This is a genomic window from Alicyclobacillus sacchari (assembly GCF_004366795.1).
Taxonomy (GTDB): Bacteria; Bacillota; Bacilli; order Alicyclobacillales; family Alicyclobacillaceae; genus Alicyclobacillus; species Alicyclobacillus sacchari.
Map to the genome: position 1 here is coordinate 168,967 of NZ_SORF01000003.1, position 12,283 is coordinate 181,249.

A 12,283-nucleotide genomic window follows, 5' to 3' on the forward strand; every position below is an offset into this window, starting at 1 on the left:
TTCCCCCTCTTTCACACCGTGATCAATGCCACGGCTTGCGCGCGTACCTGGCCCAACCAAGCGCGCAGCATACGACGGTGACGGCGATAGAGTGTGACGGCGTCGCGGAATGATACCTCGCCAAAGCGGACAACGGAACCAGGCCTTGCTTGCGCCAAGCGGTCGAGATCGACACTTGAGACGGTCGCGATTTTGGGGTAACCGCCTACAGTTTGACACTCGCGCAAGAGCACGATGGGCTGGCCAGAGGGCGGCACCTGCACACTGCCGGGGACCACCGGCTCCGATGTCATCTCCCCCACAGGCGCCGCGACGGTTTGTCCAAGCAGGCGCACACCCATGCGATCCGATTTGACATCCACGCGAAAGGGCTCGTGCCAAAAGGCCCGCTTGGCCGCCTGCGTGAATGCGCTTGCCTGCTCTCCAGCAACCGCCCGCACCCAAATAGGTTCCAAAGGTGCTTGCCCCCGCGTGTCTTCCCACGATCCCGCCGACCATTTCGCGACATAGACGCCCGTGGTCGCCTCTCGCCACGCGGTTTCGGGCTTATCGCGTGCGACAGGGTGATACAAAAGTCTATCTCCTGCCGCCAGCGGCTTGCCGATTCCATAGCGGGCGAGTGTACTGCGGCTGCCAAGCACGCTCGCGGTCTGCCATCCGCCGTGCACCGCCAGATACGCCCGATAACCGCGAGAGGCCGCACCGATGCGCAACCTGCTGCCCGCAGTCAGCCAGACCGCGCGTGCCGTCGGCAACGGCGTACCATCTGTCGCAAACAGCGCAAACTCGCCGCCGCACACCGCGACAACAGTACACTCAGGAAAATACAACTCCGGCCCCACGCCCGTGCATTCGATCACGGCTGCCTCAGACTGGTTGCCCACCAAGGCGTTGGCCAATGCGGCTGACGCCGTGTCAAGCGCGCCCCCAAGGGGCACGCCAAAGCGCCGGAAGCCCGTCCGCCCTTCGTCCTGGACCGTGCTGAAGAGCCCTGGCTGCTCCACGATGGCCTCAGCCAATGGCCGATCATCATGTGTACGCGCGGCGAATCCCATCGTATTCCTCCTCGTCGATAGCCCGAAACGTCACGCGCATGCCCGGCTCCAGCAAGGCCGGGGGGCGGCGCTCCGGATCGAACAAAGGCAGCGGTGTGCGGCCGATGATCTGCCAGCCCCCGGGCGTCGCAAACGGATAAATGCCCGTTTGTGCTCCGGCAATGCCAACTGATCCCGCCGCCACCCGCGCCCGCGGCGTCGTTTTCCGCGGAACGGCGATGCGCGCATGAAGGCCTGTCAAATACGGGAATCCAGGGGCAAAACCAATCATCGCCACTTCGTACGATCCCGCCGTGTGCAGGCATACGACCTCTTCGGGAGCGAGTTTGAGCAATCGCGCGACTTCCTCCAAATCCGGCCCAAACGGTCCGCCATAGCAGACCGGGATGGCGATTGCAGCAGATCCCTGCTCGTTCGCACAGTCTGCATCCACGTCGTGCAGCGCGGCGTCGACGCGAGCGCGAAGTTCATCTGGCGCAATGACGTCCGGATCGAAATATATGGCAAGCGAACGGTAAGCTAACACGCAATCGCGCACACCCGGCACCCCTGCGAGCCGATTTCGCAATGCGCTGTCGATGGCAAGCAGAACTGGCATGGCTCTGACCATCCCACTTGGCATGGCGTCTTGCAGGCGAAGGAGCAGGGCCGTATCGCCCATCCACGCACATCTGACGTCCCATGTCCGAATCACCGTACACGCCCCTGTCTCCATCGTTTACACTCATTCTAGCGAATCCAAGGCGCAGAAGGGTGGAGAACGATGTCGGAGACGAGAAGAAACTTGGTGGAGGGCGGCACGCCGCAGGTAACCGTGCTGATTCCGGTGTACAACCGAGCGGATTTGTTGCCAACGGCCGTGGCCAGCGTACGGGAGCAGACGGAAAAACGCTGGCGTTGCATCGTGATCGACGATGGCTCGACGGACGACACACTGGCGGTGGCAAGGGATTTGGCCCAGGCAGACGAACGCCTGGAGGTATTGGCCTTGACAGACAACCGCGGACTTGGCAACGCCTTGCAAGCGGGGTTAGAGCAAGTGAGGACGCCTTACTTTGTCATCCTCGACAGTGACGACTGGTTTTCGCCAGACGCCATTCGCCTCTGCTTGGCAAAGATGGAGCAGGAAGGTGAGGACGTGTCGCTCGTCTGCGCGGACGGGGTGTATTGGATTCAGACGGAAGACGGTGACTTGCGGCGAGATCGCGTGCAAAAAGGACGGGCGTTTGTGGACAAGTACGACTTTTTCCGGTACGGGCCGAATCTCGTGCCCCGCTTCTTGCGCACCGAGGACGTGCGCGCTGTCGGGGGCTTCGAGAACGATCCGGCGGGCCATGGCCGCTACCTGGAGGACAAGCTGCTCCTCTTGAAGTTGATTGCACATAGCCGGTTCGCATATATCGACGCAGAGTTGTACAACATCCGCCAACATGGCCACAACATGACACACCCGAGTGACCGCAGGCGATTTCAGGCCATCAAGCGCCAGATGTACGAACGGATGATGCGCGAATGGGGAGACGAATACGAGATTGAATGGGAGGAACATCCGGAAGGCTGGTTGGATGTGAAGACACTTCACCCAAAGGCGTAGAGATTCACCATGGGCTGGGAACGGATCAACTCTGCCGTTCCCAGCGGATCACGAGTTCTATACGTTCTGGCTGTTCACCCTGCCCTGCCATGCGCATGCGATAGACGAGATGAATCGTGCCGCCAACGGGGAATACCTCGATGGTGAGGCGTTCTGTGAACGTCTCGACGGCAAGGGCGCCCGCGCCGACGGCCATCTGCGACGCGGCGAGATCGCCGGCGCGAAACACGTGTGTCCACGCGACCATCCCATGGCGTATCCAAGTCACGCTGTCTGGCTCAATGCGCAGCGTGATAGATCCCCCTGCCTGCTCACGTTCCTGCCAGCGCAAGAAGTGAACGCCTCGGCGCTGATACCAAACAGCCGATTCGATCACTTTTGACTCCGATCCGTCCTCGCCCTCCACCGTCGCGCCACTGTGACGACGCCACACCACCCGGCAAACCCGCTTTGCCGCATCCTCGTGGTCAGCTGACCAATACATCGCACATCACGATACGAACGCAAGCAGGGCCTCGCGAATCAACTTGGACGCGAGAATCTGCGTCTGTTCGGTCGGATCGATCTGCGGCGCAACCTCGACGAGATCGAAGCCCACGACGTTGAGCGACCTCATGTACTGGATGGCGCGAAAGCCCTCCGGAGCAAAGATGCCGCCGTGCTCTGCGGTGCCTGTGCCGGGTGCTGTCGCGGGATCGAAGACGTCGATGTCCCATGTCACATACACGGGCTTGCCATGGAGTTCAGGCAGCACGGAACGCAACGGCTCGGCAAGCTCAAATGGTGCAAAGTGCGTGTTTGCCCGAGCCCAAGCGAATTCCTCGCGAGTACCGCTGCGAATGCCAAACTGGTAGACGCGATCCGGCCCGATGGCGTCGCAAACCTTCTTGATCACGGTCGCGTGCGAAAACGGCTCGCCCTCATAGTGATCCCGCAAATCGGTGTGCGCGTCGATGTGAATCACGCGCAAATCGGGATGGTGCTCGATGGCCGCTTGAATGGCTCCCCAGGAGACGAGATGTTCGCCGCCGAGGCCGATGGGCAGCTTGTCCGCTGCATAGAGCGCCTTGACGTAGGCGTAAATTCGCTCGATGCTCGCCTGTGGGTTGCCAAAGGGCAACGGGATATCCCCCGCGTCAAAGTAGCGAATGTCGCTTAAATCGCGGTCGAGATACGGGCTATACTCCTCAAGGCCAAGACTCACCTCGCGAATGCGCACAGGTCCAAGGCGGGCGCCGCTGCGAAACGAGACCGTCCAATCCATCGGCATGCCGTAAATCACGGCCTGTGCCTCATCGAAATCGTGGGTTGCACCAATAAACACGTTGCCGCTATATGCGGGAAGAAACGGCTGTTTCACATCAAATGGGAAGCTCATTCGCCGACAAGCTCCTTCGCAAAATTCGGCAATGCGAATGCCGCATGGTGAATGCCTAAATTGTAGTACTTCGTGTCTTCCACGCGAACGGCCTTCACATCTTCGGGACGGTGCGTTTTGCTGCCCATTGTAAAGCTCCACATGCCTGTCGGGTACGTCGGTACAAATGCCAGATACAGCTTGGCAATTGGGAACGTGCGCGCGACGTCGCCGTAGACCCGGCGGATGAGCTCTTGGTTGACAAATGGCGATTCCGTTTGCGCCGCCATCAACCCGTCCGGCTTCAGCGCTGCAAAAACCGACTCATAAAACGACTTGCTGAACAAGCCCACGGCCGGACCCACCGGATCTGTGGAATCGATCAAGATGACGTCGAATTCACCAGGATGCTCTTCCACGTAGCGAATGCCATCGACCACCTGCACATCGACGCGCGGGTCCGACAACCCTGCGGCAATCTGCGGAAAGTACGTCTTGGAGGCCTCAATGACACGCCCGTCGATCTCGGCAAGCACGGCGCGCTCAACCGACGGATGTTTGATGACCTCGCGAATGATGCCGCCGTCGCCGCCACCCACGACCAACACACGCTTGGGGTTCGGGTGCGTGTGCAAAGGCACGTGCGCAAGCATCTCGTGGTAGACGAACTCGTCTCGATCGGTCGTCATCACACAACCGTCGAGCACCAGGAGCTTGCCATACTGCGCCGTCTGATAGACATCGAGCTGCTGAAACTCGGTGCGTTCACTGTGAATCGTCTTTTCTATCCGCAAACCAATCGAAAGATTTTCATTTTGAAGCTCTGTAAACCACAGATTCGATTGCGCCATATGTATCCACCCTTTCTCGCGACGGTATTATACCAAACTCACAGTCCGGGTAAACGAATGTACGCGATCCCACGGTATATGGAATAGTATTCCTGACGTTGATGCACAATACCGGAAACAACACCTTTTCCCGTTATTGGAGGTGGCAGCATGGGCCGATCCTGGCCTTCGCTCGCAGCGGACAAGCGCGAGGCAACGAAAGTGTTCCGCCGCCGTAAGTCGACGGCGCGGATTTTGCTGTCAGCCTTTTTCATCCCGCTCGGCATCGGCTTTGGCGGCATGTCCTTGCTCTTGATTGGGCTGCGGATCATGCCTTTGCCAGAGGGCGGCAGTGCCATGCCTACGGAAATAGAGAGCGCCGACGGCACGCGGATTGCGAACTGGACGACCACCGGCGAAGCGCCGCAGAATGTTCCGCTGGATCACATCCCGGAGCCTCTGGTCGCAGCGACGATCGCCGTCGAAGATCAAAACTTCTATCGCGATCACGCGATCAGCCTGAAATCGACGGCGCGTGCGCTGGTTGTCAACCTGCGCCACGGCGGCGTGGTGGAAGGCGGATCGACCATTACCCAGCAACTCGCGAAAAACCTGTATTTATCTCAGGATCGCACCATATCGCGCAAGCTTCGCGAGGCGATGTTTGCCATCCAACTCGAACTGCACAAATCAAAAGATTGGATCTTGGGCCGCTATCTGAATGTCGTGTATTACGGCCACGGCGCATACGGTGTACAGGCCGCATCAAAGCTCTATTTCAACAAACCGGTGGAGGATCTCGATCTCGCCGAATGTGCATTGCTCGCCGGTCTGCCGAAAGGCCCGTCCATCTACTCGCCCATCGATCACTTTGATAGGGCAAAACAGCGCCAGCGCGTGGTGCTTGAGCGCATGGTGGCCACTGGCTACTTGACACAGGCACAGGCACAAGCGGCAGCCGCCGAACCGATCCATGTCGCCGTGCACCACACACCTGTGGTCACCGCGCCGTATTTCACCGATCTCGCCGTGCGCGAGGCCAAACGCGTGGCCCACTTGAGCGATTCCGATCTCGACGCAGGCGCCGTGCGCATCAAGACGACACTCGATCCGCTCTTGCAACAGGCGGCCGAGCGCGCCATCGCCTCGACCCTGCCCAAGAACAGCGGCATCCAGGCGGCCTTGGTCGCCATGGATCCCAAGACCGGCGCCATCCGCGCCTTGGTCGGCGGCCGCAACTTCCAAACCAGCCCGTTCAACCGGGCGTTGGCGCCGCGCCAACCGGGATCGACATTTAAGGCGATTGTCTACAGCGCCGCCCTCGAACACGGCTGGACACCGGCTAAGCAAGTCGACAGCAAATTGACGACGTTCGTCTACGGAGCGTCCCCCGCCGACAGGTACACCGTGCACGATTACGCAGACGTGTATGCTGGCAGACCGTTGACGCTGCGCGAAGCGATTGCGCGATCGGACAACGTGTATGCGGTGCATACGAACCTCGCGATTGGCCCACAGCACGTGATCGATATGGCGCATCGCTTGGGCATTGCCGACGAGATGAAGCCGTATCCGTCACTCGCCTTGGGCGTCTTCCCGATCTCGCCCGTCGAGATGGCGGGTGCGTACGCTGCGTTGGCCAACGGCGGCTTGCGCGTGACGCCGCACGCCGTGGCCGAGATCGACACGCCGGATGGCAGGACGACCGTGGATGCGCCGATCACGCGCGCCCTGTCGCCAGATGTGGCGTTTCAAATGTCCGATCTGATGCAAAGCGTTTTGGGAGACAGCGGGACAGGTTATGGGGCAAGGCCGTATCTGCACGCACCCGCAGCCGCGAAAACAGGCACGACAGATACGGACGCTTGGATGGTGGGTTACACGCCAAATTTGGTGTGCGCCGTCTGGGTGGGATACGATTCAAACCGCCCACTCTCGGTGCAGGAGTCACACATGGCCGCGCCGATTTGGGGGAAGTTCATGGGAACTGCGCAGGTGCACATGCCTGGCGGCTGGTTCGCGGCGCCCGCCGATTTAAAGGCGGTGCGCATCGATCCGCTGTCGGGCGGCGTGGCGACACCCGAGTGCCGGATCGCAGAAACGGACTACTTCCGTCCAGGGACAGAACCGACAGAGCCATGCCCGCTGCACAGCTCAGCGACGCCGCAGAAAGCTGTGCCGAAGTCTGGTTTGTTTGGTTGGCTGCGAAAGCTGTTCTAAGCGCGCCAGAGCCCGGAATTGTGTGCTACAATGGCGGCAACACATGTGGGAGGCGTGACCTGTGGAACAACGTTTGTCCGCGCGAGTACGAAATATTCGACCATCGGCAACGATGGCCGTCGACAGCAAGACCAAGCAATTGCTGGCAAAGGGACAGCCGGTCATCAACATGAGTGTCGGCGAACCCGACTTTGATACACCTGTGCCGGCGGCGTTTGCCGGTGTGCGAGCCATCGTCAACGGCCAAACCCGGTACACCGAAGCGGCCGGCACCATCGCGTTGCGCAAGGCGATTGCGCAAAAACTGGCGACGGAAAATGGCCTGTCATACGCGCCTGAGCAAATCATCGTCTCAAACGGCGCCAAGCATACGCTGTACAACGTCTTTGCAAGCATTCTCGACGAGGGCGACGAGGTCGTTTTACCAGCGCCTTATTGGACGTCATATCCCGAGCAAATCAGCGTCGCTGGCGGTAAACCGGCCATCGTGCAGTGCGGTGCAGAGGCAGGCTTCAAAATGACTGCAGATGACCTGGAGAAGGCCATCACAAACAAGACCAAGGCCGTTCTGCTCAATTCTCCGTCCAATCCGACAGGTGCCGTGTATCACGAAGACGAGTTGGCGGCTCTCGGCGAGGTATTGCGCCAACACGACGTGTATATCGTCCTCGACGAGATTTACGAGCGTCTGGTGTACGGCGTCAAACAGGTCAGTCTCGCGGCCGTGTGCCCGGACTTGCACGATCGCGCCCTGGTTGTGAACGGCTTTTCGAAGGCGTTCGCGATGACTGGTTGGCGCCTTGGATACGTCGCCGCCCCCGCCGATGTCGCAAAGGCCATTTCGAGCTTTCAGAGCCACTCCACCGGCAGCCCGGCGACGATGTCGCAGTATGCGGGTCTCGAGGCGCTCAAACACTTTGATCCCAGCGTCGTCGAAGTCTTTCGACGCCGGCGCGATACCTTGGTCTCGGGCTTAAACAGCTTGGATGGCGTCCGCTGCCTGATGCCGGAAGGTGCATTTTATGCTTTCCCCGACGTGACGGGCGTATTTGGATCCAAGTATGAAGGCCAAACCATCCAATCGAGCAGCGATTATTGCGAACTGCTGCTTGAGCATGCGCTCGTGGCCAGCGTACCTGGCGAGGCGTTTGGTGCCCCAGGCTATGTACGCTTCTCCTACGCGGTAGCAGACGGCGATGTCGTAGAAGCCATCGACCGGATGCGTGCGTTCCATCAAAAGTTGAGCCGCTGACAGACCTATCGTCAGCCGACAAGCATCAGCCGCCCGGTGGGCGGCTTTTGTTCCATCATGGAACTAGCTCATCTGGAACGCGTAACGTCATCTTGGCTCGCTTGACGAGCCAGGCTCTGCAGGATGGATTTCACCTTCGTGATCGAGAATCTGATGATCATTTTGAATGGAAATCAGGCCAGCCTGATCAAGCTCGTGCAAAACCTCAAACAGGCTATCGCGCTTTGCCTCGGGCAACGATCTGACAAACTTGTTGATATCCTGTCCTGGCGCCAACTGCACAAAGTGAACCCCGCCATACTTCGCATATAGATCCCTGCGATAGGTCAAACGCGCCAACTCCTTTCCCCCACTGCACACTTCGTCCGTAGTCTGCGCGTCATGACACTGGCTATGCACACGCGCGTTCGCCCGCACAGAATCGCGGCGATTGCCATACGATATCGGAGCATCCATGGGGAAGCGAGGTGTACCCCGATGAATTCCGATCGCGCTGCGAGGAGAACAGCACAACCGCGAAAAGGGGCGACAAAGCCTGGTCACAGAACGGCGCAAGGATCTGTACTACGGCTTTCCGACGCGGTGCTCGCCAAAACCAGAAGCACTCGTACGTCTACCGGCCCAAAAGGGAGAGGCAACGGTACGCGTAAAACACAACCGCGGCCAAGCCAGGGCGGATCGCCATCGATCGCCAACCCGAGTAAAAAATCGCCTTCGCTTTCGCAGCTGTTATCGCCGAAAAACATGCAGGATACTTTGAAAACAGTCGGCAATCTGCGGAATACGGTCAAAAACTGGCTCAATTATCTGCAACAGGCGGACAAAATGCTTGACACGGTCTATATCACGACAGGCACGCTCAAGGAGAGCGGCGTTCTCGATAAACTGCTGAAGCACCGCGGCAAAAATTTGACCACAGAGGACTTTACCAGCATTTTGGCGGCTTTGATGGCTTCTCCGCTAGGGGCGGGTCTGCTCGGCGGATCGAACGACAACGAAAACAGTCAACCGACGAAGACGAACAACCAGCAGCCTGTTCAGCCGCAACAACCCCAGCCGCAGCAACAACCTGCGCAGATGTACGCGGGAGCACAGCCTTACCCTGCGCCACCTGCTGCACCCGGGTACGGGTACCCGCCGCCAAATGCAGCTCCGGGTTATCCAGCCCCCTACGGGCCACCTGGCGCCTACCAAGCGCCACAGTACGGTCCTGCGCAGCCGTACACTCCGGCGCTGCCTCCTGCAAATGGTCAGCCCCAGAGGCCGCAGCCTGAGGGCGAATAGGCGGTGCATGCGATGAAACCATGGCAATTGCCCAGAAAATAGCTGTCATTTGCCCAGGGGGCAGGCAGCTATTTTTTTTGCTGGAAGAGGTGAACTGATGAGCAAAGGCCATCAGCAATCCAGAATGGAGGTCAGTTGCGGGCGGATCGGATCTTTGCCCAAATGTATTGATCCATCGTCCTGAACACAAGGAATACGGTGGCCGGACCTGAAGTGGCGCTTGTCTCCACCCAAATGCGCAAATCGCCCAGGGATGCCTATCCCCAGGCGATTGCCAGCTCAGTCCTTTGTGTTCTTCGGAACGAATTTCTTGATTTCCTTGAGTGTCTTATCGTCGACGTTCTTGCCGTACTTCTTGACAATCTCGTCGACGCTCGCGTTCGGTCCATTCTTCGTCGCGTCCGAATAGGCCTTGACAAACTGCTTGATCCGTTGTTCTGGAACCGGCAAGCCAAGTTTATCTGCAAAGTTTTTCGCCAGCGACTCGACCTCATTCGGATCACGCCATTGATCTGGCGTCACCTTCTTGACGTCGTCAAGGATTTGGAAAATTGCTTTGCGCTTGCCAGCGAGATTGTTTTTCAGCGTGTCCAGCGATCCCGACGGAGCCGCCGCCACTGGCTGCGCTTCCGGTGCCGGCGACGCAGGAGCCGCAGTCTGCCGCTTTGGCCGCGATGAGCCTTTGCGGTTTCGCTTATTGGATGAAGCCGCCATGTCGCATCCTCCTTCTCCGTTTCACTCCTAGCGGAGCCTCTCCTCAACCTATGTTGAAAGGCCGCAGGATGTCTCAGCGAAACGCCCGAACACGACAAAAATGAGCGACTTCAAGAAACTCGCCTAAGCCGATTCGATCATTGCACCTTGCGGACATGTGGGCTGCGAAGCCGAATATCGATTGCCGCGGCGAGAATCATCGCCAGGACCATCATGGCCCCGCCGGCGCAAGCAAGGACGCCCTTGCTCGACGCCGCCAGGACAAGCGTGAAGCCCACGAGCATCAACAAGCCAAGTCCCACGAACGCCAATACAAACGTCCGTCCCGCACGTTGAACCGCCTTCATTGTCGATTCCCTCCATAGCAAGTTGCAATCGCTCACGTGATCGTTTATACAGCATCGTCAGCCGCCAACGCGAGACATTTCGACCTTCCCAATCCGCTTGGTCTCGCGCGTGCGGACAGCCGAATACGCATCGCGGCGATGGTGCCAAACCTGTGCGAGGAACGCACGCACCTCCTCATCCGAAGCTCCGGATCGCAATAACGGCTTGAGCGGCTTGCCGTTTGTGGCAAACAGACACGTGTACAGTTCGCCATCGGCCGTCAGGCGCAGGCGATTACATCCCCCGCAAAACGGGTGACTGACCGAGTGAATGACGCCGATCTCACCCATGCCATCGAGATATCGATAGCGCGTCGCCACCTCGCCAGGCACGCGCGGCGGCACAGGTTCCAATGGGTGCACCTCGCCAATCTTACGCAAGATTTCAGCCGCAGGCACCACATCCTCCAACCGCCAGCCATTGCTCGTCCCGACATCCATATATTCGATGAACCGCACGATCACGCCTGTGCCGCGAAAGCGCTCTGCGATCGGGAGGATTTCCTCTTCATTCCATCCGCGGCGTACCACCACGTTCACTTTCACGGGTGACAACCCAGCCGCAAGCGCCGCATCGACAGCCCGCAACACGCGATCAACGGGAAAGCCGACGCCGTTCATCCGCGTTGCAATATGGCTCGAAAGTGCATCCAGACTCACGGTCACCCTCTGCAACCCTGCATCCGCCAAGGCTTGCGCACGGGCCTTCGTCAACAAACTCCCATTTGTCGTAAGTGCCATATCCTGAACGCCGTCGAGAGACGCAAGGGCGCCGACGATATCTATGATTTCCGATCGCAACAAAGGCTCCCCGCCAGTCAGCCGGATCTTTTCGACGCCAAGCTCCACGAGAAGCCGCGCCGTACGAACCAGTTCTTGTGTGGTCAAAAGCTCATCCCGCCGCAGAAAGGCGTGATGGGGTCCGAACTCATCTATCGGCATGCAATAGGGGCAGCGAAAGTTGCAACGATCGGTCAGCGACATGCGAAGATCGCGCAAGGGACGTGACAGTGCATCAAACAGCTTCTGCTGACCTTCCCGCGTTTCGGTCATCTGCCAATCCCCCATTCTTTCACCACCAGTGTACCACGCGATACGCAATCCTCCATCATTCCCCCAATCTGCTGTTTGCGGTACACTGATAGCGTGAAGCATCGCCGAGGAGGCAAGATGATGAACGTAGCATTGATTGCTCATGACAACAAGAAAGACGATATTGTAAACTTGGCCATCGCGTACCAAAACATTTTGAAAAATGTCAATCTGTTTGCAACCGGAACCACGGGTCTCCGCATTCACGAGGCGACGGGCCTGCCTGTGCATCGCTTTCAATCCGGTCCGTATGGCGGCGATCAACAGATCGGCGCGATGATTGCAAACGATGAGATGGATCTCGTCATCTTCCTGCGCGATCCACTCACCGCCCAACCGCACGATCCCGACATTACCGCGCTCTTGCGCATCTGCGATGTACATAACGTGCCGGTCGCAACGAACCTTGCGACGGCGGAAGCACTGGTGCGCGCGATGGAACAGGGGTTGGTGGATTTCAAGCCGCGCGGCCTCGAAACCGGCCGCTGAGTACGGCCGC

Annotated in this window: 14 protein-coding genes; 5 read left to right on the plus strand and 9 right to left on the minus strand. The window is 59.0% G+C overall.

Features of this window, described 5'->3' with window-relative positions:
- Nucleotides 1–11: 11 nt before the first annotated feature.
- The gene (locus C7445_RS04505) at nt 12–1,055 is read right to left on the minus strand and encodes a 5-oxoprolinase subunit C family protein (RefSeq protein WP_134158842.1); all 1,044 of its coding nucleotides are present in this window, start codon (nt 1,053–1,055) and stop codon (nt 12–14) included.
- Nucleotides 1,030–1,749, minus strand: a complete 720-nt coding sequence (gene pxpB / locus C7445_RS04510; RefSeq protein WP_243834941.1) for a 5-oxoprolinase subunit PxpB — start codon at nt 1,747–1,749, stop codon at nt 1,030–1,032. The genes C7445_RS04505 and pxpB overlap by 26 nt, the downstream gene beginning before the upstream one ends.
- 69 nt (nt 1,750–1,818) lie before the next feature.
- Here pxpB and C7445_RS04515 point away from each other — a divergent pair, with 69 nt between their 5' ends.
- The gene (locus tag C7445_RS04515; RefSeq protein ID WP_208320835.1) at nt 1,819–2,649 is read left to right on the plus strand and encodes a glycosyltransferase family 2 protein; all 831 of its coding nucleotides are present in this window, start codon (nt 1,819–1,821) and stop codon (nt 2,647–2,649) included.
- 25 nt (nt 2,650–2,674) lie between these two features.
- Here the strand turns inward: C7445_RS04515 and C7445_RS04520 are convergent, their stop codons facing one another.
- The 3 genes from C7445_RS04520 to speE are packed head-to-tail and all read right to left on the minus strand — an operon-like array spanning nt 2,675 to nt 4,857.
- Nucleotides 2,675–3,085: a YwiB family protein gene (locus tag C7445_RS04520; RefSeq protein ID WP_208320836.1), complete on the minus strand. Its 411-nt coding sequence runs from the start codon at nt 3,083–3,085 to the stop codon at nt 2,675–2,677.
- 54 nt (nt 3,086–3,139) lie between these two features.
- On the minus strand, nt 3,140–4,027 hold the full coding sequence (gene speB, locus C7445_RS04525; protein ID WP_134158844.1) for an agmatinase: 888 nt from the start codon (nt 4,025–4,027) through the stop codon (nt 3,140–3,142).
- The gene (speE, locus tag C7445_RS04530; RefSeq protein ID WP_134158845.1) at nt 4,024–4,857 is read right to left on the minus strand and encodes a polyamine aminopropyltransferase; all 834 of its coding nucleotides are present in this window, start codon (nt 4,855–4,857) and stop codon (nt 4,024–4,026) included. The genes speB and speE overlap by 4 nt, the downstream gene beginning before the upstream one ends.
- 150 nt (nt 4,858–5,007) lie before the next feature.
- Between speE and C7445_RS04535 the strand changes: the two genes are divergently transcribed.
- Together C7445_RS04535 and C7445_RS04540 are read left to right on the plus strand one after the other, a co-directional pair.
- Entirely contained in the window at nt 5,008–7,056 is a 2,049-nt protein-coding gene (locus tag C7445_RS04535; RefSeq protein WP_243834942.1) for a transglycosylase domain-containing protein, read from the plus strand.
- Nucleotides 7,057–7,117: 61 nt separating this feature from the next.
- On the plus strand, nt 7,118–8,308 hold the full coding sequence (locus tag C7445_RS04540; RefSeq protein WP_134158846.1) for a pyridoxal phosphate-dependent aminotransferase: 1,191 nt from the start codon (nt 7,118–7,120) through the stop codon (nt 8,306–8,308).
- A gap of 87 nt (nt 8,309–8,395) precedes the next feature.
- Here the strand turns inward: C7445_RS04540 and C7445_RS04545 are convergent, their stop codons facing one another.
- Nucleotides 8,396–8,638, minus strand: a complete 243-nt coding sequence (locus C7445_RS04545) for a hypothetical protein (protein ID WP_134158847.1) — start codon at nt 8,636–8,638, stop codon at nt 8,396–8,398.
- Between the two features lie 147 nt (nt 8,639–8,785).
- Here C7445_RS04545 and C7445_RS04550 point away from each other — a divergent pair, with 147 nt between their 5' ends.
- The gene (locus C7445_RS04550; RefSeq protein ID WP_134158848.1) at nt 8,786–9,592 is read left to right on the plus strand and encodes a hypothetical protein; all 807 of its coding nucleotides are present in this window, start codon (nt 8,786–8,788) and stop codon (nt 9,590–9,592) included.
- 279 nt (nt 9,593–9,871) lie between these two features.
- Here C7445_RS04550 and C7445_RS04555 read toward each other — a convergent pair whose 3' ends face one another.
- The 3 genes from C7445_RS04555 to moaA form a co-directional block, all read right to left on the minus strand.
- Complete coding sequence (locus C7445_RS04555) at nt 9,872–10,306, minus strand: hypothetical protein (protein ID WP_134158849.1); 435 nt, start codon at nt 10,304–10,306, stop codon at nt 9,872–9,874.
- A gap of 137 nt (nt 10,307–10,443) precedes the next feature.
- A complete protein-coding gene (locus tag C7445_RS04560) occupies nt 10,444–10,653 on the minus strand; it encodes a hypothetical protein (protein ID WP_134158850.1) in 210 nt (69 codons plus the stop codon).
- 57 nt (nt 10,654–10,710) lie between these two features.
- Nucleotides 10,711–11,745, minus strand: coding sequence for a GTP 3',8-cyclase MoaA (gene moaA / locus C7445_RS04565; RefSeq protein WP_134158851.1), 1,035 nt, complete (start codon nt 11,743–11,745; stop codon nt 10,711–10,713).
- Between the two features lie 120 nt (nt 11,746–11,865).
- Here moaA and C7445_RS04570 point away from each other — a divergent pair, with 120 nt between their 5' ends.
- On the plus strand, nt 11,866–12,273 hold the full coding sequence (locus C7445_RS04570; protein ID WP_134158852.1) for a methylglyoxal synthase: 408 nt from the start codon (nt 11,866–11,868) through the stop codon (nt 12,271–12,273).
- The last annotated feature ends 10 nt before the right edge of the window (nt 12,274–12,283 follow it).